The sequence below is a fragment of the Mucilaginibacter sp. P2_A4 genome (assembly GCF_056405015.1).
In genome coordinates, this window is sequence record NZ_JBFUCX010000004.1 from 453,664 (window position 1) to 479,607 (window position 25,944).

The 25,944-nt window shown below is 38.9% G+C and carries 26 protein-coding genes; 11 read left to right on the forward strand and 15 right to left on the reverse strand.

Annotated elements, in window-relative coordinates:
* Nucleotides 1–367: 367 nt before the first annotated feature.
* A complete protein-coding gene (locus AC1DYB_RS10935) occupies nt 368–1,243 on the reverse strand; it encodes a hypothetical protein (RefSeq protein WP_477434808.1) in 876 nt (291 codons plus the stop codon).
* A gap of 11 nt (nt 1,244–1,254) precedes the next feature.
* Nucleotides 1,255–2,502, reverse strand: a complete 1,248-nt coding sequence (locus AC1DYB_RS10940) for a YdcF family protein (RefSeq protein WP_477434810.1) — start codon at nt 2,500–2,502, stop codon at nt 1,255–1,257.
* A 350-nt stretch (nt 2,503–2,852) separates the two neighbouring features.
* Here AC1DYB_RS10940 and AC1DYB_RS10945 point away from each other — a divergent pair, with 350 nt between their 5' ends.
* The 7 genes from AC1DYB_RS10945 (at nt 2,853) to AC1DYB_RS10975 (ending at nt 11,014) form a co-directional block, all read left to right on the forward strand.
* Entirely contained in the window at nt 2,853–3,062 is a 210-nt protein-coding gene (locus AC1DYB_RS10945) for a hypothetical protein (protein WP_477434812.1), read from the forward strand.
* 166 nt (nt 3,063–3,228) lie between these two features.
* Nucleotides 3,229–4,638 carry a tetratricopeptide repeat protein gene (locus AC1DYB_RS10950; protein ID WP_477434814.1) on the forward strand — a complete coding sequence of 470 codons (1,410 nt, stop codon included), beginning with the start codon at nt 3,229–3,231 and terminating at the stop codon, nt 4,636–4,638.
* A gap of 229 nt (nt 4,639–4,867) precedes the next feature.
* Nucleotides 4,868–5,437, forward strand: coding sequence for a TetR/AcrR family transcriptional regulator (locus tag AC1DYB_RS10955; protein WP_477434816.1), 570 nt, complete (start codon nt 4,868–4,870; stop codon nt 5,435–5,437).
* Between the two features lie 75 nt (nt 5,438–5,512).
* On the forward strand, nt 5,513–6,379 hold the full coding sequence (locus tag AC1DYB_RS10960; protein WP_477390694.1) for an SDR family oxidoreductase: 867 nt from the start codon (nt 5,513–5,515) through the stop codon (nt 6,377–6,379).
* A gap of 158 nt (nt 6,380–6,537) precedes the next feature.
* Nucleotides 6,538–7,398: a helix-turn-helix domain-containing protein gene (locus tag AC1DYB_RS10965; protein WP_477434819.1), complete on the forward strand. Its 861-nt coding sequence runs from the start codon at nt 6,538–6,540 to the stop codon at nt 7,396–7,398.
* 96 nt (nt 7,399–7,494) lie between these two features.
* The gene (locus tag AC1DYB_RS10970) at nt 7,495–8,286 is read left to right on the forward strand and encodes an alpha/beta hydrolase (protein WP_477434821.1); all 792 of its coding nucleotides are present in this window, start codon (nt 7,495–7,497) and stop codon (nt 8,284–8,286) included.
* Between the two features lie 226 nt (nt 8,287–8,512).
* On the forward strand, nt 8,513–11,014 hold the full coding sequence (locus AC1DYB_RS10975) for an alpha-L-rhamnosidase-related protein (RefSeq protein ID WP_477434823.1): 2,502 nt from the start codon (nt 8,513–8,515) through the stop codon (nt 11,012–11,014).
* A 195-nt stretch (nt 11,015–11,209) separates the two neighbouring features.
* Here the strand turns inward: AC1DYB_RS10975 and AC1DYB_RS10980 are convergent, their stop codons facing one another.
* Nucleotides 11,210–12,367, reverse strand: coding sequence for an acetyltransferase domain-containing protein (locus AC1DYB_RS10980; RefSeq protein WP_477434825.1), 1,158 nt, complete (start codon nt 12,365–12,367; stop codon nt 11,210–11,212).
* A 4-nt stretch (nt 12,368–12,371) separates the two neighbouring features.
* On the reverse strand, nt 12,372–12,518 hold the full coding sequence (locus AC1DYB_RS10985) for a hypothetical protein (protein ID WP_477434827.1): 147 nt from the start codon (nt 12,516–12,518) through the stop codon (nt 12,372–12,374).
* A gap of 89 nt (nt 12,519–12,607) precedes the next feature.
* Here AC1DYB_RS10985 and AC1DYB_RS10990 point away from each other — a divergent pair, with 89 nt between their 5' ends.
* Nucleotides 12,608–13,093, forward strand: coding sequence for a hypothetical protein (locus tag AC1DYB_RS10990; RefSeq protein ID WP_477390704.1), 486 nt, complete (start codon nt 12,608–12,610; stop codon nt 13,091–13,093).
* A gap of 354 nt (nt 13,094–13,447) precedes the next feature.
* On the opposite strand, the gene AC1DYB_RS10995 is transcribed toward AC1DYB_RS10990, so the two are convergent.
* From AC1DYB_RS10995 to AC1DYB_RS11015, 5 genes are all read right to left on the reverse strand, one after another.
* Nucleotides 13,448–14,512 carry an SIR2 family protein gene (locus AC1DYB_RS10995; protein WP_477434829.1) on the reverse strand — a complete coding sequence of 355 codons (1,065 nt, stop codon included), beginning with the start codon at nt 14,510–14,512 and terminating at the stop codon, nt 13,448–13,450.
* A 16-nt stretch (nt 14,513–14,528) separates the two neighbouring features.
* Nucleotides 14,529–15,245 carry a hypothetical protein gene (locus AC1DYB_RS11000; protein WP_477434831.1) on the reverse strand — a complete coding sequence of 239 codons (717 nt, stop codon included), beginning with the start codon at nt 15,243–15,245 and terminating at the stop codon, nt 14,529–14,531.
* 2 nt (nt 15,246–15,247) lie between these two features.
* Nucleotides 15,248–15,793 carry a hypothetical protein gene (locus tag AC1DYB_RS11005; protein ID WP_477434833.1) on the reverse strand — a complete coding sequence of 182 codons (546 nt, stop codon included), beginning with the start codon at nt 15,791–15,793 and terminating at the stop codon, nt 15,248–15,250.
* Between the two features lies 1 nt (nt 15,794).
* Nucleotides 15,795–16,613 (reverse strand): ParA family protein, encoded by an 819-nt coding sequence (locus tag AC1DYB_RS11010; protein ID WP_477434835.1) that lies wholly within the window; start codon nt 16,611–16,613, stop codon nt 15,795–15,797.
* A 111-nt stretch (nt 16,614–16,724) separates the two neighbouring features.
* Nucleotides 16,725–18,227 (reverse strand): RtcB family protein, encoded by a 1,503-nt coding sequence (locus AC1DYB_RS11015; protein WP_477434837.1) that lies wholly within the window; start codon nt 18,225–18,227, stop codon nt 16,725–16,727.
* Nucleotides 18,228–18,344: 117 nt separating this feature from the next.
* Between AC1DYB_RS11015 and AC1DYB_RS11020 the strand changes: the two genes are divergently transcribed.
* Together AC1DYB_RS11020 and AC1DYB_RS11025 are read left to right on the forward strand one after the other, a co-directional pair.
* Nucleotides 18,345–18,839, forward strand: coding sequence for a hypothetical protein (locus tag AC1DYB_RS11020; RefSeq protein ID WP_477434839.1), 495 nt, complete (start codon nt 18,345–18,347; stop codon nt 18,837–18,839).
* A gap of 59 nt (nt 18,840–18,898) precedes the next feature.
* On the forward strand, nt 18,899–19,093 hold the full coding sequence (locus AC1DYB_RS11025) for a WCX domain-containing protein (protein ID WP_477434841.1): 195 nt from the start codon (nt 18,899–18,901) through the stop codon (nt 19,091–19,093).
* A gap of 413 nt (nt 19,094–19,506) precedes the next feature.
* Here AC1DYB_RS11025 and AC1DYB_RS11030 read toward each other — a convergent pair whose 3' ends face one another.
* Together AC1DYB_RS11030 and AC1DYB_RS11035 are read right to left on the reverse strand one after the other, a co-directional pair.
* Nucleotides 19,507–19,962 carry a JAB domain-containing protein gene (locus tag AC1DYB_RS11030; RefSeq protein WP_477434843.1) on the reverse strand — a complete coding sequence of 152 codons (456 nt, stop codon included), beginning with the start codon at nt 19,960–19,962 and terminating at the stop codon, nt 19,507–19,509.
* A 194-nt stretch (nt 19,963–20,156) separates the two neighbouring features.
* Nucleotides 20,157–20,777, reverse strand: coding sequence for a hypothetical protein (locus AC1DYB_RS11035; RefSeq protein WP_477434845.1), 621 nt, complete (start codon nt 20,775–20,777; stop codon nt 20,157–20,159).
* Nucleotides 20,778–20,992: 215 nt separating this feature from the next.
* On the opposite strand from AC1DYB_RS11035, the gene AC1DYB_RS11040 reads away from it, so the two are divergent.
* Nucleotides 20,993–21,682, forward strand: a complete 690-nt coding sequence (locus AC1DYB_RS11040; protein ID WP_477434847.1) for an FISUMP domain-containing protein — start codon at nt 20,993–20,995, stop codon at nt 21,680–21,682.
* 391 nt (nt 21,683–22,073) lie between these two features.
* On the opposite strand, the gene AC1DYB_RS11045 is transcribed toward AC1DYB_RS11040, so the two are convergent.
* The 4 genes from AC1DYB_RS11045 to AC1DYB_RS11060 all read right to left on the reverse strand — a co-directional run.
* Nucleotides 22,074–22,856 (reverse strand): hypothetical protein, encoded by a 783-nt coding sequence (locus AC1DYB_RS11045; RefSeq protein WP_477434849.1) that lies wholly within the window; start codon nt 22,854–22,856, stop codon nt 22,074–22,076.
* Between the two features lie 111 nt (nt 22,857–22,967).
* A complete protein-coding gene (locus AC1DYB_RS11050; protein ID WP_477434851.1) occupies nt 22,968–23,747 on the reverse strand; it encodes a hypothetical protein in 780 nt (259 codons plus the stop codon).
* A 770-nt stretch (nt 23,748–24,517) separates the two neighbouring features.
* On the reverse strand, nt 24,518–25,594 hold the full coding sequence (locus AC1DYB_RS11055; protein ID WP_477434853.1) for an HNH endonuclease domain-containing protein: 1,077 nt from the start codon (nt 25,592–25,594) through the stop codon (nt 24,518–24,520).
* 235 nt (nt 25,595–25,829) lie between these two features.
* On the reverse strand, nt 25,830–25,944 hold a 115-nt coding region (locus AC1DYB_RS11060; RefSeq protein ID WP_477434859.1), incomplete at its 5' end, for an ATP-binding protein.

Consider the following 25,944-nt stretch of genomic DNA (forward strand, 5'->3'; position numbering starts at 1 on the left):
AAAAATTGATTGTTAGAAAACGATAATAAAGCTTTCGACCGCTTTTTAGTTATTTGACAATTATTTCCGGGACCGTTTGAATGTTAGCGCATTCAGCGGTTCTTAAATTTATCGCCGGTTCGATGTTAAGTTTAAATTAATGTTACATAGGCGTTTAAATTAAATATGCTGCAGTTTTAATATTATCATAATCGTTATTGCTTTATGATAAAATAATATTAATTAGATGTTATTAATATTGTGATGTTGGCAACAAAATTAAGCCAACTATCTTAAGCCGGAGATACTTAAAAGTTAAGTTTACGTTAACAAAAAATGCCGGGTGTTACGTCCGGCATTTCAATTTTTTAAGCGTTTTGGGCAGCTGTTACCAGGTAGTTTTGGTAAAGTTTACGTTGTTTTTGCGCGATGATGTTACCGCGATGCCGTTTTCGTTATCGCCAATAAAAGAGAAGCCTTCCAGCTCATCGCCCCTGTCAATATGGTCAATTTGGTTGACCACTACTTGTTTACCGGTTTCAACAGATTTTTTAAGATCGATATAAGTAAAGCGCCATTGCCGCCCTTCAATTTTATTTTGGATAAGTACCAGCATGCCATTTTTGGCTATCCAATGCAGGTTTTGCACCCATGGGGTGCATGTAAACTTTTTGTAAAGTACACCTTCAGCTTTTGAATTTGAAGTTTTGGCTAGTTTTTCGGGGTCATATAATCTTACCTCATTACCGTGGTCGCCATAATCAGCGGTAGCTATATACCATTTATTATTATACTTAACATATTCGGGGCGGGTGCCTTGTATACAGGCATCATCATCAATAGTATTTAATAAGTTGCCATCAAGCGTGCCCGTTTTTAACAGCCCTTTCCAATCTACACAATATATTACGGCCTTCCATTTTGTACCCTCGGCATTAAGGCGGATGGAGTTACCAATAAAGGTTGGCCCGGTTCCGTTATAAGCAATTCCTGTGGGGTGATTAATTACATCGTTACCGTTCATGGTCAGCTTAATTTCTTTGTGCTGATATACCAGGCTATCGTTTTCCATTTTAAATTCGCGGATCATACCAACTTCGCGATCGCCATATAAAAAAATACGCCCTTTTTGATATGATATGCCCTGGCAGGCCCCTAAAGAATCAACAGTGATTGTACGGCTAAGCTGCTGATCAACAGTGGAGGTTACTAAAGAGCCAATACCTAAGGCTGCGGCTAATATGGTTAGTGTTAATTTTTGCATGTTTATGAATTTTAACGGGGATCAAGCGGTTCGTCGGCATCTATTTGTTTCGCTTCTTCCACCGGATAATACTCTACTTCGGTTTCTGAGTTGCGTTTATCTAATTTATAAGGCACGTATTTTAGCTCTTTCTCGCATCTCTCGGCCATGTGCATTATAAAATCAGTTTGTGATTTATCGGTAACAACAATACCGGGTTTATTGGCCGGGATACCATATTTGTATATCAGCCTTGCACTGTTGCGCATATTGGTGGTGGTGTGCCTTGCGTGTGGTTCAATAATAATGGCGCTTTCGGGCACATGCAATACTTTCATGAGGTATACTTTCATTTCGGCCGCCTCGTTGAATTTTGTTTTATATGGATGCACATTACCTCCCGAAACAATGATCAATGGCGCTTTGCCCAACCTGTACTCCTGCTCGGCAAGCCTGCAGCGCAGCATTCCCTCTGCGCTTAATGGAGATGTTAGGTTATCCGGGCCTGCTCCTGGCACAAGTATGTTTGAGTACGGGAAACTGGCCCATTTAATGGTCTTTATTTTATCAACCGCTGCTTTGTTAACGGTTAATTCCATTGGCTCGTAATGAGCGGGGTCCTGCCGTTCATTAATTTGCAGATAAAGCAATGCCGCCTGTAGCGATGGTTCAAAAAACAATTTAGTGTTTTTAACATCGCCTATTAAAGCGGCATTAAAATCATACATTAAAATATAGTATTGTTTTGCATGTACATTGTAGCTTATGGAATCTATTGCAGGGTAATTGGGTTTATCACCTTCGGCATAAACGCCTATGGTATAATTTATAGCTGTCGCATCCTGCTCCCAGGCTTTAACCAATAGTTGCGCTGGTGTCAGGTTTTTATAAAGGCTGTAAGCACCAGATGGTATTAGCCGGGTTTTAACCAACCTATCCAAAGCGTTACCGGGCTTATAGAGTAAAGTAAGCTGACTGCCAACTGCTGCTATATCTTCGGCAGATAGTTTTACCTGGGCTATAAGGCATGCCGCATCCTTGCAATCGGTAAGTGAAGTATTTAGGGTCTTGAGTTTGTTTTGGGTGATTTTTGTGAGTTCTGCATCATTTTTAAGCAGGGCGCTTACCTCTTTGTCTTCCTCAAATAAAGTAAGCAGGTAATAATTCTTAGTTTTTATGTAATCTGTGGGAGTACTTAAATTTTTGTTTGCGCCAGCTACCTGTGCATAACTACTGAACCCTGAAAGGCACGTCAGCACTATAAAAAAAAGTTTGTTCATATAAAATTTGTGTGTGTTGCAAATAACGCACTCCTAAATAAACTGGAGGTTAATAAATGGTTTCCTGTAATAGAATATAGGTAGTGTTTGTGAGTTTTTGCATAGTGCGTCATCGCTTTTAGGTTTTTCTGGGCGGTTTGTGAGGTGCTGCGCTATGAATTAACCATTAATTCGTTATAATTTATTTCCTTATAGTTAAAAATGGCTGTGTTTATAACTATTGATTACTGCAAGGAATATAAAAATATAAAAATTTGGTTATCAGTTTTCATAGTGCTAATTTTAAATGAAAAAGGTGTAGTGGTGTAACTAAGTGCTTTAAAATAAGGTAATTAATTAAACAACTAATCATGGATATAATCGAAGAAAACACACCGGATGAATTCATCGGCGGTGGAGACACTGGAGATAATTCTCCAGACGAGAATGTAACTAATGATGCTCTTGATACAGGAACACCAATTGGTATTTCAGAAGAGCAGGATGTAAACGAAATTGCGCCAAGCCTGGCCATGGCAAGTAGCTTGAGGGATAAAAACACCCCTATTGGCCGAAGTTGATCCTATTGGTTGCATAATTTTACAGGCTTATCCGGAACCCGAAATTGAATTGGAATATGGGTATCCGCTAACTTATATCTTACAGAACAGGGAATTCTGGTTCTGATAAGAGATGGGAGAAGGCATTTTTGACCTGTTTTTATCTTGTTAACTGTGCTTTATGCAAATGCAATCCTATAGAAAAACCGCTTTTATTTGCCTACTGCTAAGTAGTGCAATCATTGCTTATGCGCAAGATAAAGGAAAGGCATTATTAAAATCACTGGTTGAAAATCCGGGCGATGATACCGCGCAAATTGCTGTACTTGTTAAAAAAAGCATGGAAGTGCAGTCCTTTAACCCAGATAGCGCCTTAATTTATGCAGAGCAAGCCCTTACCATTGCCCGTAATACAAAACATAAGGCCGGCGAGGCCAACAGCTTAAACCGGCTGGGTGTTGTGTTGTGGAAAAATGGCAAATATGATCGTGCCCTAAAATTTTTACTTAGTGCTTTAAAGATAAGAGAAGAAAGTAACGACCGCCCCGGTGAGTTAGCCTGCCTCAATAATATCGGTATTATTTATTCAGATCAAAACGATAATACCAAGGCGTTATATTACCACTTTAAGGCGAAGGCCATTGCAGAATCACTTCACAATAAAAAATTCCTGAGCATTGTACTATCCAATATAGGTAACTGTTACATTAAACTCAATAAAGTAAATTTAGCCCTGGGTTATGAAATGCGCGCCTATGAGTTACAGCAAAGCATAGGTGCCCCCGAAATGCTGCCCAATACCCTATCCATTTTAGGCGATATTAATTATAAAATGAAACATCAGGCACTCGCGCTTGATTACTATAGATTAAGCATTGTTTATGCTAATAAGAATAACGACCAGGGCAGTCTTGCTGATACCTATAACAGTATTGCTTTGCTCTATAAAAACATTAATAAAATAGACTCCAGCGTGTTTTACGCTAAAAATGCATTGGAGGCAGCAAAGAAAGCCAAGTATCCAATAGCTATTTATAGCGCAAGTAATTTGCTTACTCAAATATATCAGCAATCCAATGAGCATCTGGAGCTGTTATATCTAAAAACGGCAATGGCGGCAAAGGATAGTATGTTTAATGTGGAGAAAGTTAAGCAAATACAAACCCTTAGTTTTAATGAGGCAGCCCGGCAACAGGAAATAGCAGAAGAAAAGAAACGGGAGGCAGACGAAAGATTGGTGGATTTGCAGCTTATAGGTATTGCTATATTTATTCCCTTTTTCTTTTTGATATTGCTGGTACTTAGTAAAGGTCGAACTCACCGCAAGGTAATCGAGTATATGGGGATTCTTTCGTTGTTACTTGTTTTTGAATTTATTACGCTTTTTATTCATCCGTTTGTACAGCGTATCAGTAACCATTTGCCCATATTGGAGTTGTTTATCCTGGTTATCCTCGCTTCTATCCTTGCACCGCTACACCATAGGCTTGGAGGTTGGATGCGCAAAAAATTGGTTCATGCAGAAGTGCCCCATAAACCATCAGCGGCCGAAAACAAGCCTGTTGATACAAAGGCAGGCAGTGATTTGAAGAAGTGAAATTGTAGGGCATTTAAGTGGATCTGACCGATGGGATTTAATCCCATTTATTGTTGCTGTAATGCGGGCTATTGAGGTAAAGTCCACCATACAACCTAAATAACTCATTTAATGATATCTCTTGGCAAGAGACGTGCATTTGTAATCCATTTGTAAGCATTGAAAATTAATTTGCTTACTTACATAGAAGTAAGTAACATTGCGTCGTTAAAAAAATATATAATAGTAAATGGACTCCGCATTACATACCCGCGATAAGATTGTTGAATTAGGAAGGAATTATATTTTGACGATAGGCTATCATGCATTTAATTACAAGCAGATAGCTACAGCGTTAAATATTAAAAATGCAGCAATTCATCATTATTATCCTTTAAAAGAAGATTTGGGTTTGGCTGTTATTGAAAAGGACAGGCAGGAGTTTGTAAATATGATAAGGCTTACAGCCAACGGCGATCCATTGCTGGGGCTTGAGGCCTTGCTTGATTGTTATGACAGGTATTTTAAAGATGGGCATAAACTATGCCTGGTAGGTACTTTTTGCTCAGCCTATCATGATGTGTCTGAAAAATTGCAAATTGCCTCGGCCCAGTATCTAAACGTTATATACACCTGGCTTACAGAAGTAATGCAGGCCGGGTTAGATTCCGGGAGGTTTAATTTTGAGATTACAGCCCGGGAAATGGCCAACAATTGGGCTGCAATACTGCCGGGATCATTACAGATAGGGCGTGTACAGGGCGAAGAATACTTTTACCAGGTGATGGATAGCCTGCGAAAGTCGTTAAAAACGAAATAAAAAAAATTTAATTGTAACACTTGCTTATATGTAAGTAAGTAATAATATCAATCACTAAACATAAAAAACAACAATATGAAAAAGATCATCCTAACAGGAAGCAGTAGCGGTTTCGGACTTCAGGCAGTAAAAACACTGGCCGCCAAAGGGCACACAGTATATGCTACCATGCGTAATATAGCGGGTTCAAACTCGGTGCCAGCCGGCGAATTAAAACAGTGGGCTAAAGAAAATGGTGCGACAGTTGAGGTTATTGAGCTTGATGTAACCAATAATGACTCAGTTAAGAGAGCCATTGCCGAGATCAGTGAAAAATCGGGTGGAGTTATTGACGTATTAATCAATAACGCGGGCCTTTCCTACTTAGGACTTGGGGAAGCACTTTCAATTGAACAAACCGAACAGTTGTTCCAGGTTAACACCATTGGTCCCGAACGGATGATGAAAGCGGTATTGCCGTTTATGCACAAACAGAAGGATGGTTTAATAATCAACATCACCAGCGTTCAGTCAAGGCATTATATTCCTATTTTAACTACTTATAACGGCACTAAGGCGGCTTTGGATGCACTTTCTGTAGGTTACCATTATGAACTGAAATCTTCAGGTATTGATGTGGCTACTATTCAGCCGGGAGCTTATCAAACAACTGACATTACAACCAAATCATTACAGCCTAATAATATTGCTGTTGAGGCATCATATGGAGAAGATATCCTCAATTATAAAAAGGGGGTAATTCAATACTTTGATCCAACACCGGAAAGCCGTGACCCACAGGAAGTGGCCGATGCTATGTTGGCATTAGTTGAATTGCCCCAGGGACAAAGGCCATTGTTTACCGTTGTTGGCGGCGGCCCGCAAACCGCAAACTTTGAAAAAGTAAATAGCCTGATTCAGGAAATAGTAGAAATAAGCATGGGTATCCGTAAAAATGGATAATCACCATTTTAGTGTAAAGCAGTATACTCAAATGCTGCTTTACACTAAATTTATAAGGCGCGAAAATGCGCTGTTGTCGGGGGAATTTTCTGCACGATTATTCATGCTTTGGGCGGTACTTACAGAAGCTGTGATTTTATAATATCTTTATTCCCCAAATGAAATTATCAGTATCTAACCAGAGCACGGGCGGCGATCTGTTGCTGCTCAATAACGAAATAGATTTTGACCGCCTGTTTTACACACGCGATCAAGACAATAAATATTTCACTATAGCCTGGAACCGCGGCGAAAAGCAAACCGTAAGCATTGATGGCTCGGCGTATGATTTTAAGCCGCAAACTATATTGCCGCTGATGTTCAATCAGTCATTTTATTTTGAACGCCCTGCCGATATTGTGGCCTGGCAGTTTAATCGCGAATTTTATTGTATTGTTGATCATGACTCGGAGGTGAGCTGCGTAGGCTTTTTATTTGGCATGAATGATAATGTGTTCATTGATTTGGATGAAGATACCCAACGGAAACTGCAGTTATTGCTGGATGTTTTTGTTGAAGAGTTGAATACGAATGATGGTATTCAAAACGATATGTTGCTGATGCTGTTAAAACGACTCATCATCATGGTCACCAGGCTTGCCAGGGCAGGCAGTTTCCCGGATGTAAAACTGAATGATGACCGCTTCCATATTTTGCGGAAATTTAACTTGCTGGTTGAAATGAACTTTCGCACACAACATAGTGTAAGCTATTATGCCGAACAGTTAAACAGATCGCCAAAAACCTTATCAAACCTTTTTGCACTATATAATCACAAAACCCCCATCCGGATAATCCAGGAGAGAATCCTGATAGAAGCTAAACGATTGCTGTTTTATACCGATAAATCGGCCAAGCAAATTACGTATGAACTGGGGTTTGACGACGCTGCCTATTTTAGCAACTATTTTAAAAAACATACTTCTTTTTCGCCGTCGGAGTTCAGGAGCAGTAAAAAAATGGCATCCATAGGGAAATAATTACAAGTCATCGGGAAGTATGCCCATTCCGCCGCTGCAGGAGTTAGCGCACCTTTGTATCGTTGATTCGAACATTAAAAATCAACATACAAAAACATGAAAACTCAATCACTGAAAAACAAACTAAAAAGCGGACTATTTGCCTCAGCTATTATTTTATCAACCATTATTGGCTCAGCTACAACAGCAGCAGCACAAACCGTAAAAAACGTTGTGCTGGTACATGGCGCCTTTGCCGATGGCTCTGGCTTTAAAGGATTATATAATATACTTACAAAAAAAGGGTACAATGTTACCGTTGTTCAAAACCCTTTAACATCGCTTAAAGATGATGTTGACGCCACCAACCGGGCAATTGACAAACAAGACGGACCGGTAATATTGGTAGGTCACTCCTGGGGAGGCACTGTAATTACAGAGGCCGGCGTAAACCCCAAAGTAGTGGGCCTGGTTTATATAGCTGCCTTTGCGCCTGATAAAGGTGAAACAACCTTGCAATGGGCTCAGTTATTGCCAACATCTGTAAACGGCATATTGCCCCCCGATGATAAAGGCGTAATTTACTTTGCAAAAGATCAATTTCACGCTGGTTTTGCTGCCGATTTAAGCAAGGAGGAAGCCGACTTTATGTATGCTTCACAAGGCCCTATCTTTGTACAGGCTTTTGTAGCGCCGGTTGCTGAAGCAGCCTGGAAAACAAAACCGAGCTTTGCCGTAGTTGCTACTGAAGATAAAGCCATCAACCCGGATACTGAACGCAAAATGTACAAACGTGCCGGCGCCAAAGTAACAGAAATAAAAGGCAGTCACGTGGTATTTATTTCGCAACCAGATGCTGTTGCTAAAGTTATCATTGAAGCAGCCACTAAAGCCGGTACAGTAAAATAAACGGTAGGATATATTTATTCAAAAGCTCCTTATACCATCCAAGGTATAAGGGGCTTTTTTATTTTCAGAAATTTAATAACCGGGTTACTGAACAAGTTTATTATTTATTGCATTTCTCTGGAATGGAATTGCACAAATCAGCCTGTTCTGCTTTATCTTGCGGCAAATACTTAACAAAATTTCAGTTTTGTTTTCTGATTACATCTTTTATAAAAAGCGCAATTTCATGATCCGGCGAGTTTTAATATCCTTTTTTGGTCTTCTGCAACTTTTTCAGGGGGCAGGCTTTTCTTATCCCAAAAGATACGATGCCATAAAGCATGATTTTAAGGCTAAAACGATTACGATCGCCGTTCCGGATAAAAATCTGTCTATCCTGATTGATTACTCATCGGGCTGTGTAATTAAACAATTAAATATAAAAGGCATTAACACATTATCTCCCCTGGGGATATATACCGGCATCGAAACCAAAAACAACTCTTTTTCTTCTGATAATCACCTGAGCGATGTAAAAGTAACGGAAACGGGGAATAAAATTAGTTTAACGGGGATAAGCTATGGCGATGACAATATTGCTGTAAAAGAAGAGTGGGATTTTGAATTACACGGTGATAAAATACGGTGGGACATTACCCGGGAGTACGATAAGGCCGCCGGTTTGGAAGATATGGCTTTCCCGAAATGGAACTTTGCCAATCTTTCGGTTTGGAAGGGAGGTATCATAGATAACGGGGGGATGATTTGGTGTAAATACCTTCGCAAAAAAGATGATACTTACGGCGTTCATACAGGCGGGGTAACTTTCTGGAATGCGAAATCGGGGGATGCATTGTGTATAAACGCCATGCCCGGTAAAGGAAAAGTAATCGCTTCCAAGTACTCGCACGGGGCGAAAGATGAATTTTCTCTTACGCAATTAGTAACGGGTGAACCCTTACAACAGCGATACAACTTAAGCAGGTTTGTGGCGCAGCGGTACAATGTATTTGCTCCTTTTAAAATAGAAAAAGGAAAAGTAGCCGTACATTATGAACTGCAATATGTTGACTATTTTAAAAAATACTCCCGGGGCAAGCTTCCAGGTGTTGATGCTGTAGCGGTGCGTGAGCTGCTGAACACCACCGCGCGGTATGGTGTTGTGGATAACAGTATTGTGGGTGGAAACGGGTGGCTCACTAACTGGAAATGTTTACATGAGCCTTTTTTTGCGCAGATAGGCATGGCGGTTGACGACAAAAATTACACCGCCAATATTTCTGAAACGCTTGATCAGGAACGTGACCGGGCGATACTTGCCGATGGCAGGGTATTATCCCGCTGGCACAATGAGCCTGGCGATGAAATACCCGGCACATACAATGCACAAACGGGCTATTATGAAGCGATGTGGGGTTATACGGTTGACTCACAAACTGGTTATGTGATTAATACAAGTGAACAGTTTGATATTAATGGCAACGTAACCTGGCTCAAAACCCACCAGGCAAGTTGTGAAAAAGCGCTGGATTGGCTGATTAAACGCGACTCGGATAACAACGGCATCTTTGAAATGGTAAATAATAACATAGCCGAACAAAAGGCCAGCGACTGGCTGGATATTGTTTATGCTGGTTATGAAAATGCCTTTGTAAATGCACAGCTGTATGAGGCATTGAATTTATGGGCCAATTGCGAAAAAATAATGGGTAACCTACAAAAATCCGGTTACTACTCGGCTATAGCACAGCGCCTCAAAGCGGCCTTTAATAAGCCGGTTGAAGAAGGAGGCTTTTGGTTGCCTGCCAAAAAGCAATATGTGTACTGGCGGGATAAAGATGGTTCTGTACACGGCGATAACCTGGTTACCCCGGTAAATTTCGCTGCAATCGCGTTTGGTTTATGCGACGATCCGGAGCGGATATCTCTTATCCTCAATCAAATAGAGCAACGGACCGTGGCCGAAAATTTGTTTCACTGGCCATTGTGTTTCGATTCATTTAAAAGGGCTGAAGTACAGCAGGGAAACTGGCCGTTCCCTAAATACGAAAACGGGGATATATTCCCTTCCTGGGGTTATCTCGGCATCAGGGCCTATGCCAAATACAACAAAACCATCGCTCTTAAATATATCACCAACATTCTGGAACAGTACAAAAAGGACGGTCTTTCGTCTCAGCGATATAGCAGGGTAACCCAGTTGGGCCAGGGAGATGATATTTTAGCAGGCATTTGCACCTCTATCACGGCACTGTACCGGGATATTTACGGCATAAGGCCCATGTGGAACAGGATGGGCCTGGAGCCCCATATGATTAAAATGCTGGATGGAACACAGTTTTCTTATACTGTCCGCGATACTGCGTATCAAATTAAACTCAGCGTTAATAACTATGAAATGAGCGGCAAAGCATTTTCAGTTCGCAGCAATGAAAGCTTTGGCGCATCGATGACTGGAGGCAAACTAACGTATTTTCATCACAACCGCGACAGCTCGCTGCTGCAGGTAACGGGCAGATCAGGTCGTATTGATATGGAAATTAATTTCTGGGAAACAAAGAAAATCGCCTGGACCGTGACATCAAAAGGCAAATATATATTTACGGTTACGGGACTTATACCCAGACAGGGCTACAATGTAAGGATAAACAATTCCAATCAACGCGTGGAAGCTAAAAATGATGGCAGCCTTTCCATTAGTAAAATTTGTAATTCAAATACTCAATTTATTGTTAGCACTGAGGAGTAGTGGTTCTTGAGAGGGAATGGTTTAAAAACGCGACGTCCAGTCGCAGATCTGGCAGGTGGGAATAAAAGGTAATGTCACGAGAAGCCTTTACGCTTTTGCCCAAGTCGTCATTCTCGCGCCAAAGGGGCAACGTTACTATTTTAACAAAAAAATTTAGCGAATAAACACCCGCTGCATTGGGAATCCCCTAAGCGCCTATATATACGATAACCACCACCAATTGTGTGTTTGCTTATACCGTCCATACCAGCGGCAGGGGTAATACATCAGCGCAATAACGGCTATCCAGCACAGGTACACCGCCCATAGCGGAATACCGAAACCCGGCGCGGCCCATACAGGAGAAGGTTTCTGAAAATCCAGGGGAATACCCGCCAATACAACCCCTGCTACATTGATGACGCGCAGCAGCGCCAAATGGGTGATGAAATAAATGTAGGGCACATTGCCGTATACGATGCAAAACCTGGTGATGCGATTGCTGATACCCTCGATAAACGACAGCAACAATAATATAGGCCCAAGCGTCATCGACATAAACAAGAGAGAGGGCGTTTGCTTACGCGCGTTTAGGAAGGATAGTAGGGAATGCGCCGCATTCCGCTGAACGGCCCATGGTATAGGGTCGCCGTAATTATTGATGAGCCGCAGGGTAATAAACAAGACTATTAACGAGCAGCCTGATAGCATTAATATTTTTCGCCGCTTTGCAGCGTCATACCCCTTTTTGTAAAGCTGGCCGAAAACATAGCCCAGCAATAAGGCCCCTGTCCACGGAATGGCAGCATAAATAGCAAAGATAAACCGGTTAGCGCCGATAGGGATCAACGCCCCTACGCCGTTCAATAATACGGTGATTAGATTGCCCGTGGTGCCGTTTTTAGGCAGATCAACGTTATCCAATAAATTATGGCCGGCAATGATCAGGATAGCAACCGCCATTATAAGCTGTTTAGGTGCGCGGATCAATAAGGCTAAAATAATCATACCAAAGCCGGTGGCCCATAAAACCTCCAGCACGGGGAAATGGTACTGCACATCAAAGCTGAAGATGAGGCTAATAATTGCCAGATCGGAAAATATGAGCCAGGCGCCCCTTTTTAGTAAGAAGGAGGTCATCTCGCCGGTTGTTCTGCGCTGCTCGGCCAGGCATGCCGATACGCCGCTCAAAAAAACAAAGGTTGGTGCGCAAAAATGCGTTATCCAGCGCGTAAAAAACAGGATCACCGTGGTGCGCTGCACATCAAGCGGCGGCGGCCCTGCCAGGTGCAAAAAATCGCGGGTGTGGTCCAGTGTCATGATGATCATGATCAGTCCGCGAACCATATCTATCGACTGTATACGTTCTTTCATCGAATTAAAGATAGAATAAAACGTTAACTATCTCAATAGCTGTGATTTCTGGCGGCGCTAAAAGCCTTTTTGTTTTGCCTAAGTCTTCATCCTCGCGCCAGGCCAGGGCTGCATCCTCGCGCCAGTTTGGGTGATAAACTTCTGTCGGCAAAGACAGCACAGGCAAGCACCTACATTCACCCTATTGCAATAATTGTTTTTATTCCTATTTTTATCAGTTCAAAATTATAATTAATTACAATGAAACCTATCCTTGCGTTTATAATCGCTATTTTATTTTGTTCGTCTGCTTTTGCTCAAAACATAGACGAAAAACTTTGGTCAATTGCAAAAAGTCAATACCCTAACGATGCCAGCATGCAGCAGTATGTATATGACCAGCAGAAAAAAGGGTATAATTACATGGCCCGCGTAACTGATGCAGAGCTTAAACTTTTTGCCGAAAATCAATATCCTGATGATTACAGTATGCAGAATTATGTGTATGATAAGCAAAAAATAGATAAAGCCTATATGAAAATTGTGGTTGATATGGAGTTAAAACGTTTTGCAATCAAACAATATTCCGACGATTATTCGATGCAAAAATATGTGTATGACCAGCAATCTATTGCTAAAGATTATATGCAACGTGCCACAAATGTTTCTGCTAAACAAAAAGCGCGTAAGGAATATCCTGATGATTATAATATGCAAAAATACATTTATGACAACGCTGTCAATTAATTAACTCTTGATCTGGGCGAGCATCCGCAAACATCTCTCGTTTCCGGAAGCCTTCAATTGGCGCGAGTATGCAGCCCTGGCCTAAAAGGTGGCGTACTCGTGACCAAACGCTTGCCTGTTGAAGCATCAGCGCAGCCTGTAAGATGTTAATTAAACAGGCTCCGCAAGTCACGAGGCACCCCATCGTAAAGCATGGTCCGGCATACTCGCGCCAATTAGGGGGGGGTAGGGTTCGAGTCCCGTCATTTATCCAAAAAAATTTGTATTATATAAAAAAAGGTCACGAGTACTCCACCTTTTAGGCCAGGGCTGCATACTCGCGCCAGATGGTGGGGCAGTTTATAAATAAAATTATTATAGACCTAATAGCTTATTTAATACTATTTCTAACTCGTTCCATTCATTAATCCATATTACTCTTACACCTAAATGAGAAACGGCGGCTTCGGTCCAATGCATAGTATCTTCAAATTCGGGTTTTTTATTAATCCAAAAGTGTTGTGTACTGTCCTCATCCTTTGGTAAAAGACTTGATCTTTCACTTTGTATCCATGACAACCATTTTCTCATATTTGGATCGGTTAGCGATACTCCCGCAAAAATCACAACATTGCTCGAACAGATATTCAAAAAGTTCACTGATTGCCAGGAGAATGAAGTGTTAGCAATTTGCAAATAGCTACTTTCAGAAAATACGAGCTTCGAAGTACTTTGTAATCTAATATCTTTTTTTGAAGTTAAGTATGACAACAATGCACCATGGCAAAAATAATAAGGTATTCTTCCTTTGCACTTTGATGAAAGGCTAATTGTTATTAAATCCATTAATTCTGTTACATCATTCTTCTTTTTTACTTTCCCGATAAATGTTTCCCTTTGAAAGGAATTGACTAAAGCATATAATAAGGGCTCTGCATTAAACGATAATATTGCAGAAGGAGCCACTTTGTCTTTAAATGATTTAACTATTGATTTAGCGAGGCCATAGGAACTAGTATTTTTAAAAAGCCGTTCACGAACCTTTATAAATTCAATCCAAATATTATCTCTTTGTCTGTTCGCATTTATATTCGTAAAAATATTACACACTGCATCCCATTCTTCTGAAGTAGTTCCTAATTGAATTTTTTTGTATAACTCTTCCGACAATTGTTTTGTGGCCTCATTCTCATTTAATTTAAAAAGCTGTGAATAGCTTTGGATTAACGCATCCAAGCTAAATGAGGCCAATATCTCATTTATGGAATTTATATCTTTTAAGTTAGGGTCTTTTAAGATAAGATTTTTGACTAGAGATTTCCAATCTGGAAAGATTGGCTGAGATACACCTGCACCGATGCACAGAGCCCAGCCTTTTGTATCTGCTTTCCCTTTAAGATAACCATTATGAATACTGTCAATAGTTAAACGTTCTTTCATACTAAATTGCCAAAGTCTAAGCGGTCTTAATCCCCAATAAATTCAGATCATTTTTTTTCATGTTTCGGAGAATTATTTCCCTATTCGCCGACGGAAAGTAGTTAAGTCTATTTTTAAAGAAGAATAGTAATAGTTTATTAACCTGATAAGAAGTTTTTAGAAAATTGCTTTTCCAAACACCAAAGTCAGCTTTAGATATTTTTTTTGTTAAAGATGATTTTAAAGTAGTTTGAAAATATTTGGGGGCTTCTGCATGTATATGCTTTGAAAAAATCTTCCAATTTTTTGTTATTTCATCAACGAGATTAATGCTTTCAGGAAATTTCAAACTTGGGTGTTTTTTTAAATAGTTTGTAAGTTCTTCATGTTTTATCCGAAATTCAGCTTCCCGCCATTGGTGATATTCTACTTCATGCTGGTGAAAATAGATTAGTTGTAAACTGAGTTCAATAACACTTCTTAAATGCATATGTGCTGACCGGTAATTTCCAAAATATGCCCTGAAAAAGGATGCATTTATATCCTCGTGGAGCTCTTTTAAAATATCGTCTAGGTTTTTTATACCGATATGGTTGAAAGAGATAAGCCAATTTTTAAACAGTAATGTAGATGCATAGCAATCTGTCAAATCTTTATCGTTAAATTCAACCGTTGTTAAGTCCCAAAACTTTTTAAAATCTTCAAAGTACAAGGGAATGTCTTTTTTTGCTTCTGTCAATATTCGTATGTCCACCTTTAAATATTTTTAATAATCTCTGCCCATTTACTAAAAGTTTCTGCACTTATTAAATCCTTTTTTGTACGCGGTCTAACGTTGTGGATCTTTTCGTTCCTTATGGAAAGTACCGCTATTTTTAATGTTTCTTTTAGTTCTGGCTTGGTTCTAATTCGTGTTATTATGCGCGATATTGTTACTTCCCTTGACTCCTTTTGATCTTTAAATTCAAGACTTAATTTAACGTTAGCAAAATCAATTACCTCTTTAATAGTGGGAAATGCCTTCGTGTCTTCGAGAAAAGTCTGAATGATTTTTAATTTGTTATCGAAAGTCATCTCATCATCTAATGGTATATTTCTAGATAAAGATTTTTTCTTCGATATTTTTTTATCTGTTGTGTTTTTAACAGGGTTACCAATCAAATTTGTTTGCCCGGTTACTTTTAAATACTCCTTAAAGTTTTTTACAAATATTTTGAGAGACGATGCGTCAAATCCCTTTTTTTCATAAAAAGAGATTTCCCTTAAAATATCTTCCAGTTTAGTAATGATATTTTCTGACATGTTAAACTCTGCTTAAAATTTCTTTAACTAAATTCCTATACGCTTCAGGACCAGCATGATGTTTGTTCAAAATAACCGCTGGTGTGTTCCTAGCAACAGCTTCGCTTATTCTAACCGTTTCAGGAATCACGGTGTTAAATGTATGAAGTTTTTCCTTGGTGTTTAATTTTCTGACAGCATCCATTTGCTGGGTGTGTAGGTTAGTTCCTCGTTTTACTTTTGTAAAAAAGACGCCTAGAAATTCAACATCACAATTAGGTAGTCTCTTTTTTAAGGAATTAACACGATTAATAAGTAATGGTAGACCAATAGCAGCGAATACTTCCGGCACTACCGGCACCATTATATAATCACTTACGATTAATGCATTTTGTGGCGCTAGGGTCAAATTTGGTGGGCAATCAATAAGTATAAAATCATATTGCTTTTTTGCATTTTTAAGTTGACTTTGCAATATATATTCGCGCGCTGGTGCAGAGCCTAAATCTAAATCCAAAAATGTTAGTTCAAGATGCGAAGGGATTAGGTCTAGATTTTTTATCCCACCTACATTAGCGAGTATAGCATTATTGATGTCAAAATCATCATTTCTTGACGAAACGCCTTTATTCATTCCTAAAACATCAGCAATGGTTCCAGTGTCTTTAATTTTTTCCCATTCAATAAAAGATATAAAGGAGAGTGTAGCATTTGTTTGCGGATCTAAATCAATTACTAAAACAGACTTTTTATGTTCAGTAGCTAATAAAGCAGCAATTTCTACCACCGAAGTCGTTTTGCCGACGCCACCTTTCATGTTAATAAAGGAAATTGTTGTCATGTGATTTTTTTAGGTTTATCTATTTCAGTTGGATAATAGGTAACGATGATAGCTATATTTTAATTAAATACAAAATAAACCCGTACGCTAATAAAGATACGAGCCGGAAAACTAATCCTCCGGCCTCTCCCTCGCATCCGCCATCCTTACAATCCTCGGCTCAAACTTAGCCAGTACTTCCACCAGGCTTTCCTGCGCGGCCATTACAGCGTGGATATCTTTATAAGCCATTGGCGCTTCGTCCATATCGCTACCCATCAGGGTGATGCGTTTATCAACCAGGTTAGCCGCAATTGCTGCTTTATCCAATGTTTTAAAAGCCGCGCTACGGCTCATCAACCGGCCCGCACCGTGGCTGGCAGAGTTGATGGATGATTCATCACCCCTACCGCGCACCACAAAGCCGGGTGTACTCATGCTGCCGGGAATGATACCTAATACACCCTTGCCGGCCGGGGTTGCTCCTTTACGGTGAACCATCACTTCGGTACCGTTAGCCAGTTGCTCTTTCCAGGCAAAATTGTGGTGATTCTCAATCATCATCATTGGCTTGTGATTAAGCGCACGGGCAATTTTGTTATGGATTTCGTGGTGGTTGGCGCTGGCGTATTCGCCGGCCAGGTTCATGGCTATCCAGTACTCCTGCCCTTCGTCCTTATCCAGATCTAACCAGGCCAGATGTTTGGCTTCGGGAGGAAGCTTGGTTTTGGTCATGGCTATTTTGCTATAATGATCGGCCACGCTACCCCCAAAACCACGTGAGCCGGAGTGGGATAAAAGGGCCAGGTACCTGCCGGCAGGTATGCCGTCTAAAACATGGTCCGCAATGGTTAACTCTCCCCATTCCACAAAGTGATTGCCTGTACCGCTGGTACCCAATTGCGCATAAGCTTTATCTTTCAACGAGCGGATCACCTTGGTCTCGTTCCACGTTTTGCTATCAAATAATGAACTGTCAAAATATGATTTGGTGGTGCATCCCATACCAAAATAAGTATGATTTTCCAGCATATTTTTCAGCTTGTCGGTTTCCGTATCTATAGTTTCGGCAGGCAGGTCGAAAATGCTTAAACACATACGGCAGGCAATATCCACGCCCACAGCAAAGGGGATAATGGTATTGGCCGTAGTGGCCAGCACACCACCGATAGGCAGGCCATAACCCTGGTGCGCATCGGGCATCAGGGCGCCCGCCACGGTAATAGGTAATTGTATGGCCGTCCGCATTTGTGCCAGGGCACCCACTTCAATATGTTCCAATCCCCACACCGGGAAATCGGCAATCTCTTCTTTCAATTTAAAGTTGCTGCGTTCCTGTTTAATAAACTTGCCTTCCTTACGCAGGGCGATCACGTCTTCGGCCAGGTTTTTAAACTTGCCGCCTTTCTTTAAGGCGTAGGGCATCGGGTCGTCAATCAGCGCTTCCATATTGGCCAGTATTTCGGGCTTGCTCATAACGTTATGCTTCAGCAAACCATTAGCCACCCTACTAAAGTTTATCAATACTTCCACATCGTTAATACCCAAAGCTTTTAATTCGTTATTGCTGACCTTTTCTTTTTGCCCCGCGGCCCCCTGAAGGGAGAGGTTATCGGCATTTAATTCCCTTTTCATGATACAAAGAAATATGGCATCTGCGCAGTGTATTTGCGCAGTGAAAAATAATTTGAAAATATATACTATTGTAACATGGAGTTTCTTTATTCTTCAAAATAAATATTAGCTAATAAAATGCTGTTAAGTTATAATGGATGCAGAATTATTATAGAAGATACCTTGATTAAATGCAGCTATCCTGGACATTTTGATATAGAGCGTTGGCAAATAACTTTGGGTGATACGCATATTTGCTATAAAGCTGATGGGAAAAAGGAACTTTGCTTTAAGGTTGACGATATCCTGGAGCTTCAATTTGAAATGGGAAATGGTGGAGGGAGACATCAGGATATTCCCACAGCCATTGCATATGTAATTTTAAAAGCTGATCCCGATCCCCAAAATTTATTTTATTTTTCAATCAGTGAAGAATATGTACTGCTAAACCAAACCAAAGCCCACGATTTTTGTAGTAAGGTATTAAATCATATTGCCGAACGACATCGCATTCCTGTGACCTATAAATTATCGATAGATACTAAAAAGAAGCAAAATGCAATAGCGATGGTTCCGCTGTTATTAGTTATTATTTTCTTTATAATATGGCTACGGCTCAAGTTTTTAAATTAGAATTCGTCACAAATGCGCCTTATGTAATTACCAAACCGCTGCACGCTACCTAAAAGTTATTGAGCGAAGATGAAACGGGTAAGATCTTCAGTATCCGGGTGATCCTCAATTTTGAACGGGAACGAAAACTGCTGGGATTCGGCTCCAAGGTAAAAGTATTGGCCCCAGGAATTTTGGTAAAGCAAATTAAAGATCAGTTGCAGAAAACATTGGATAGATATGAGGTTGTGAAAGCTAATGAAGAGGAGTTATAACTGCTAAATGCATCAAATAATTAAAATCGGGTATGTAGATTTACCTTGATTTTAAGTGTTAAATTGCACAATAAGCCCTTAATGATGCCCCTCCAAGGGTTCGGATAAAATTTAATAACCTAAAAAACAGCTGTTTAATATAAAGTTTAAAATATTTTTTGAAGAATAGATCAAAGCTTCTATATTTGCAGACCCAAAACAAGGAACGTTATTGTTGAAAAGCAAATAACAAACAAAGGGGAGTTTAGCTCAGCTGGTTCAGAGCATCTGCCTTACAAGCAATTCCAAATCCCTCTCTATTCATTCTAAAAGCCATATTTTCATCATATTTGTTCGATTGCGCAAACTATGTACAAACAGAGTAACCGTGTTAATAAATTAATGAACTGTTTTGCTAATTTAACGATTTCCTTTTACAAATGACCTTCATCTGCAAATGAGTAATAACCATCCTTTGCTACGATGATATGATCTTGAACTTCTATCTCCAATACCTTCCCAGCTTCCCTTACTCTCCTTGTCAATATTAAATCCTGTTCACTCGGCTTTAAGTTCCCCGATGGATGGTTATGCGATAGTATGATAGCTGAAGCACAACTTAATAATGCAGATGCAAATACTAACTTCATATCTACTATACAACCTGCTAAACCTCCTGTACTCACTGTATAAATACCAAGTACTTTATTATTCCTGTTAAGCAACATCAATTTAAATTGCTCTATAAATTCAATTTTACCACTATCCCAGGACTCCAATAGTAACCGATAAGCTTCGTGTGCTGATGTGATTTTAAGTCTGTCCTGTGGTCTGATAACCGGTCTGTAAGTAAGTTGAATCTCTGCAACCTGTAGCATTTGATTTTCCATAATTCTTAATGTTTAAGTGAATAAATAATTATGGTGCCACTGCAGGCTTATGGATTGAACTAAATGCAAGGAGGAACGGAATAAATGTAAGGTCGTGAGTAGGGTTGTGTTTATGCCGGAAATTCCTTGCCATGTGTTCAACCTCACGCCTAACTTTGCTGAATAATTATTTCCTCACTCTTCTTTCTTTAATATTATTTCATGAGTGACTCGTCAATGAAAAATAGCATCTCTTGATTTGCCTCCATATAAGTGGTATTAAGACAACTTTTTGCAGATGAGTAACCCAACATATTGGGCTTAGATGCTATCTTACTTATGTCCTTTGTATGCTTGTCCTCCTTGTTCCCTCTATAATCATAAACCTTCAAAGCATACGCCGTAAGTGCATTCCATTTTCCTTCGGGGATAACACCATAAGAAATGCTACCACCAATACTTCCGATTCCTACCTTAATGTCAGCTCCAAAAGCTGCTTGATAAGCTGCAATTCCAACTTTAAGTGTAACATGATTTTTTACCGGGTCTTTATAATAGTTATTCGACGGCAATAAATTAACTACGGCTGAAGGATATGTTGCTTTAATAAATTCAGCCAATCGGTTAACTGTGTTTTCTGAGGTACATTCTATTTTAGAATTTTTCGTCAGCAATCTTCCATCAAAAATCACGACGTCCAAAGTGTCATGTTCAAGAAAATTCTTTCTTGGGGTGATTAACTGATCTTTGGGGCACCAAACATATAGTTTTTGTGCATAGATAGTATTTGAAATAAAAAGTAAAGCAATTGTCGCAAACCTGGCAGCGTTCTTCATTAAATATGTGGATAAGATTTAGGGTAAATGTAACCAGAAAAACTATTTGCCCTAATATAAATCCTAAATTGAAACTGCATTTTCTGCTACACTTTTTTAAAAAAAGGGTTCTTAACACCCTTAATATCAACTGTAGCAAAGTTGAATATTGGAAGAGATTGTTGATTCACTTCTTAACTTATTTTTATAAAAAAAATATTAGCTTTATAAATAAAATGACATCCAAACTGTATTTGTTTTTACCATTCTTAGTTCTTTTTATATCCTGTAAAAAAAGCTCGCAACCTACGCCTACTCCCTCTACCATATCCATCCGTGGAGAAATCTATCCCACCGTAACTATTGGAAGTCAGGAGTGGACGGCTGTTAATTATAATGGCCCTGGAGGTAAAGAGGGGAATTTTCGGGTAAACAACAGCAACTACAAAAAATATTTTGCCCTTACCGACTTGGCTGGCGTTCAACTGCCGGCTGGATGGCGCATACCCACCGCGTCCGATTATAATAAGTTGTTAAGCAATTTCACTAAAAATACAGATCTCGACGGAAACTTCGTGGCATCTTTAGAGCAGTCGTTGGCATTAAAGTCAACTTCAGGTTGGGATATAATTTATAACGACGATAAGCAGGGTACAAATTCATCTGGCTTTAACGCTTATCCTGCGGGATATTATACCGATTATCCGCAAAATAATGATACACAAAAAAACTATGCCCTGTTCTTAACCTCAACGCCTTTACCTGATACTAAGAAGAATTTTCATGCCAATTATTATTCATTTACTTTAACGCGATTATATCTTACACTGTCCAGCGATGACCGAACGCTCTGCTACGGCTGTTTTATAGACAATGCACATAACACCGATCTACCAAAATCTGTAAGGTTTGTTCGGGACAAATAACGTCAATTCTTTCAATGTAAGATCTTTTACTGGCCATAGTTATTTTTTAATAGGTACTATTCGAAAATACTATTGCTCAAAGTTCAATTTGGTGCCTTGGTTAATGATGGATAGAGTTACTACAGTTTTTACAAAAAAGGGCTATTATAACCCCTTGTCAACTAAAGTGTAGTAGATTGTATAATGCATAAAATTATGTTTTGAGGATAGGATAAAATGACTTTCAACCTTATTGCTTTAAAAGGTAAATTATTGTATGCTTTAACGATTTATCACATAATCTACTTACCTTACCTTCCTTTTAATAAATGTATTAGAATAGCCGGGCATGTAGAATCATTGATTGTAATCGATTCCAGCATCAATCTTATCTGTTATATAAGCGTTTTCTTTAATTCAATCTCACTAAATATTTTTGCAAGTTTTGTGAAAGCAATTCTTTACCCTCATCATTATAAATGTCTAATCGTAACATAATTGTTAAGAAATAAGCATTAACTGCTGAATCGTAAATGAAAAAAGAGTGTTCATCTAGTATTAGCTTGTCATTAAGTTTTAAATTTAACCATGGTACCAATTTTAAAAAATGGCTGTCAACTCGTCCAGCTTTATGCAGTAGAACGTTTCTTATCTGACTTAATTCCAAAATAGATTTAGATACCTTTTTATCCACTGCGCCATCTAAATTAAAGGGTTTTAACAGTTTCTCAAATCGGTCTACGCTATAATTAGAGCCAATAGCAATTGCCTTTTCGTATTCAGAGAATAATATATCATATCGTTCATCTTCATCAAGAAAAAGTATTTTTCCTGGTAACTTCAATTTTTCAAGAATCTCCATTGCCACATTGCTAAATTGCTTCAACAGCTCCACAATAACTCTTTTGATATTTGCCTCCATCGTAGCATATAACATCACAACGTAATGGTTTCCTAACGTAATGAATTGTCTATCAATTTCTTCTTTAGCAAGTCTGGTATATTTTGTATACATCTTGGAAGGTATATCTTCACCAACAGTTGAATCATGATTAAATTGATTAAACAACCAAACAGACTCATTGGTCATTTTAAAAGCATATTTACTAGTATTAAAAAGTTCAGTGACTTCATCTAATTCTTTTAATGCTAAATGCAAATGTTTAGCTATTAATGCAAGCCTTGTTGATTCCATATAATTGAAAGATCCTATTAATAACTAAGCCAAAGATTTTTACGAATAATGTTGTTAGAGATATTCTGCTAATTACTTATGAAAAGTAAATATCCGCGACTTTACAAGTCTTTAATTGCCTTTATTAATAACATAGCCTTCGGCTTTATCTGCTATATCTTTTGCAAATCTTTCACTAAAACCTGCTAAAAAAGATAGAACCATAATTGCAAATAGAGCTTTTCCCTCAACCTCTTTTATTGGAAGCAACGATGATTTCATTACGGCATACAGAAAAAGCGCAAAGAAAATCCCAAGAAAAGGCTTAAAGCAACCTGTTAGAAAATAGAATGATGTTGCTCCGTCTCTATTTAAATAAAAATCATTCAGTCTGACCATAAGACTAACAACGCTACCAATTGTGCCAAACCAAATCACTATGCTCAAATGTTGTTGATCTAGTTTTGAAGCTGATGCAATATCTTTTATAAAGAATTGAAAAACGATAATAATTGCAAGGGTAACTCCCAAACCCCACAAAACCTTAGAAGATGGTTGACGAGCATTAAACCATTTGGTGAGCCGCCATCGGCCTTTAACAAGGTCTTGTAATTCCCTTCGCGTTTCGCGCGCTAAATAAAAGTTAGGCTCCTGTAAAAGCAGGGAATCAAGTGCAGCTGCTAAAAGTTGGAGTACCAATTCAATATGCGCTAAATTACATCTGGAGCCTTTGTTTTTTTGCGCTTTAATTGGGTTGAGTAGGTTAATGAGTTTGCCTACTTCCATCTGAGTCCTTTCTGAACGTGTTGCCGCATAAAAGGTTGTGATTTGAATGTCAATCTTATTCCACAGTGCTTTTGTCAAATTCGATTGAGGTTGGCCCTCTGAGGAGGTCGTTTCTTTATCAGACATGTTATAAAAAATTAAGTAAAAGAAAATGCTTTTTATTTCTTACAAACCCCACATGTTAAACCATCTTTAGCACAGCGTTTACAGTATTTGCAGTTTTTACATGCTCTACAAGGGCTGTCTCCTTTACACGTAGCAAAGGTTTTATTTACAGGTTTCTCGGAAGATTTTATGCTGGTAGCACTTAATAACGATCCGGCAGCAAGTATTAGAAGGATTACTATTTGTTTCATATGATTAGGGTTTAGTTTATAAACGTAATCATTTATTTCATCAATTCTCAATACTGGGAATCACTATCAATGTTGTAATTTTATAAATAAACGGTATAGTCATTTAATAGGACTACATCCAAGTGAGACAAAATCTTGAAACTGATACTATATACCCGGGATTCAAAAATGTCTCACTTTAATAATTCACTTAAAGAATGTCATTTGTATCTTAGATCGATGGAAGATAAATTGACTTTTAGCTTAGATGGACTCGAATTTCACCTAAATTCTAATTTACAAGACCTGGCCAATCTGATTTACAAGACTCAAAAGTCTATTAATCAAATGAGAGAGCAGGGGTATAAATATTTAAGCGATGAAAGGACGTATAATAGCCTTTACAATAGTTTAGAGGTGTACAAATTAATATTAAGTATTCGCGAGGGCAAACTTAGTAGGGACGAGTTTGATAAACGAGTAAACATAGATACCAACCATGTTTGGGATGATTTAAACTAGAAATGTCTTTGCTCTCTTATATTAGTTTACCCATTTTATTTAAGACAGAAACTCAAATCCGTTGTTACTCGCAATGGTAACTAGCGGTTGAATCTGCTCAAAGAACTTATCATGATTAAAATAAGTCGGATTCAGGTCTGGAAATATCGTTAGGTACTCTTCAAGGAATCTGCTGTTGGGAAACTTGTTGCCTATTATTTCAATTGCCACCTTTTGGAGATTGAAGAACGGCGTAAAGTGATTGTTAAGAATTGGTAACCTGTCACTCTTAGTACTGTTAAATGATTTATCTGCGGGTATCAAATTCCAAATCAGATCGTGCGAAACGAAAGCGTAAGGGATAAAATGTTCAACAGCATAGTCACCAATGTGTAACGCTTTATTTGTGTAAATGCAATCAACGCTACCGAGTTCATTGATTACTACGTCCCAATACTTTTTACGCTGCTCATTGAGCCCTTTACGTATGGGTAGCTTAATCAATTTGTTAGGAATGTCAGGAACGTTAGGGTTTTTGGTTTGCAGGTACATCGCCAAGTTCCAGTAACAGAAATCTTTCAGTAATCGAGCATTCCTTTGTAAATAAGATGTCCATACAGGATTTATCTCGATATAGTCTTTATGTAGAGCGTAAAGACAGTTATTTGTAAATGATTGCGAGAGTATGTAAGCTAAATTCATATCATCAGCTTTAAACCATGGACTTAAAAACCGATGTGGTACCTCACTATTGAAATATTGAAGTTCTTTAATAGTTTCCTTGTTAGTGCTGCTTGAAAGCAGTTGAACGATCTTATCTCTGTTTGCATCAATAGTCAATCCTTCGATAGCTTTTATTCGTTCAATCGCGTATTGAAGCTTATCCTGTTTACCAAACGAAACATGAAAGTAATTAACGGTAAACCAAGAATGTGCAACCATTTCAACAAATAAATCTTTCTTACTGATAGTGGTTAAACCATTTTCAACCTTGCTAAGTAGGGCGAGAAACCAATAGAATTTATAGGTAGCAGACGTTTTATTAAAAGTAGCCGCTAATAAGTGAATTGGTAAATCGGGTTGATAAGGCAAGTTCATATCGCTAAGATATGGTTTCTTGGCAATCCTGTTCATCATCTATTTAGCTACTTATTTATAAAGTCAGCGATCAGTTTAAGCCTAAATAACATTGATATAAGGGATAAATACGTACTGATTTACCAGTTTATAAGGCTTAAAAATATGGTTAAAATAGTAAAATAGGTGTTGTGCGTTCCGGGGATGATGACCATGTAATTCCGGGCCAAACTGACCAGGGGTTTCGCTGACGTGGAGTATGCAGCAAATGCTATAAAAGCGTTAACAAAAGTAGTTAATATTCCTGAGAGGTTGTTTCTGCTCCGGTATTCCGTTTCTTCCTCATAGATTCTCCCTTCAATTCGATCCGGTGCGCATCATGCACGATTCTGTCCAGGATAGCATCAGCT

Coding starts and splice junctions, on each gene's coding strand:
- AC1DYB_RS10935 (WP_477434808.1), bottom strand. CDS start 1,243: ATGCAAAAATTAACACTAACCATATTAGCCGCAGCCTTAGGTATTGGC.
- AC1DYB_RS10940 (WP_477434810.1), bottom strand. CDS start 2,502: ATGAACAAACTTTTTTTTATAGTGCTGACGTGCCTTTCAGGGTTCAGT.
- AC1DYB_RS10945 (WP_477434812.1), top strand. CDS start 2,853: ATGGATATAATCGAAGAAAACACACCGGATGAATTCATCGGCGGTGGA.
- AC1DYB_RS10950 (WP_477434814.1), top strand. CDS start 3,229: ATGCAATCCTATAGAAAAACCGCTTTTATTTGCCTACTGCTAAGTAGT.
- AC1DYB_RS10955 (WP_477434816.1), top strand. CDS start 4,868: ATGGACTCCGCATTACATACCCGCGATAAGATTGTTGAATTAGGAAGG.
- AC1DYB_RS10960 (WP_477390694.1), top strand. CDS start 5,513: ATGAAAAAGATCATCCTAACAGGAAGCAGTAGCGGTTTCGGACTTCAG.
- AC1DYB_RS10965 (WP_477434819.1), top strand. CDS start 6,538: ATGAAATTATCAGTATCTAACCAGAGCACGGGCGGCGATCTGTTGCTG.
- AC1DYB_RS10970 (WP_477434821.1), top strand. CDS start 7,495: ATGAAAACTCAATCACTGAAAAACAAACTAAAAAGCGGACTATTTGCC.
- AC1DYB_RS10975 (WP_477434823.1), top strand. CDS start 8,513: ATGATCCGGCGAGTTTTAATATCCTTTTTTGGTCTTCTGCAACTTTTT.
- AC1DYB_RS10980 (WP_477434825.1), bottom strand. CDS start 12,367: ATGAAAGAACGTATACAGTCGATAGATATGGTTCGCGGACTGATCATG.
- AC1DYB_RS10990 (WP_477390704.1), top strand. CDS start 12,608: ATGAAACCTATCCTTGCGTTTATAATCGCTATTTTATTTTGTTCGTCT.
- AC1DYB_RS10995 (WP_477434829.1), bottom strand. CDS start 14,512: ATGAAAGAACGTTTAACTATTGACAGTATTCATAATGGTTATCTTAAA.
- AC1DYB_RS11005 (WP_477434833.1), bottom strand. CDS start 15,793: ATGTCAGAAAATATCATTACTAAACTGGAAGATATTTTAAGGGAAATC.
- AC1DYB_RS11010 (WP_477434835.1), bottom strand. CDS start 16,613: ATGACAACAATTTCCTTTATTAACATGAAAGGTGGCGTCGGCAAAACG.
- AC1DYB_RS11015 (WP_477434837.1), bottom strand. CDS start 18,227: ATGAAAAGGGAATTAAATGCCGATAACCTCTCCCTTCAGGGGGCCGCG.
- AC1DYB_RS11020 (WP_477434839.1), top strand. CDS start 18,345: ATGCTGTTAAGTTATAATGGATGCAGAATTATTATAGAAGATACCTTG.
- AC1DYB_RS11030 (WP_477434843.1), bottom strand. CDS start 19,962: ATGGAAAATCAAATGCTACAGGTTGCAGAGATTCAACTTACTTACAGA.
- AC1DYB_RS11035 (WP_477434845.1), bottom strand. CDS start 20,777: ATGAAGAACGCTGCCAGGTTTGCGACAATTGCTTTACTTTTTATTTCA.
- AC1DYB_RS11040 (WP_477434847.1), top strand. CDS start 20,993: ATGACATCCAAACTGTATTTGTTTTTACCATTCTTAGTTCTTTTTATA.
- AC1DYB_RS11045 (WP_477434849.1), bottom strand. CDS start 22,856: ATGGAATCAACAAGGCTTGCATTAATAGCTAAACATTTGCATTTAGCA.
- AC1DYB_RS11050 (WP_477434851.1), bottom strand. CDS start 23,747: ATGTCTGATAAAGAAACGACCTCCTCAGAGGGCCAACCTCAATCGAAT.
- AC1DYB_RS11055 (WP_477434853.1), bottom strand. CDS start 25,594: ATGATGAACAGGATTGCCAAGAAACCATATCTTAGCGATATGAACTTG.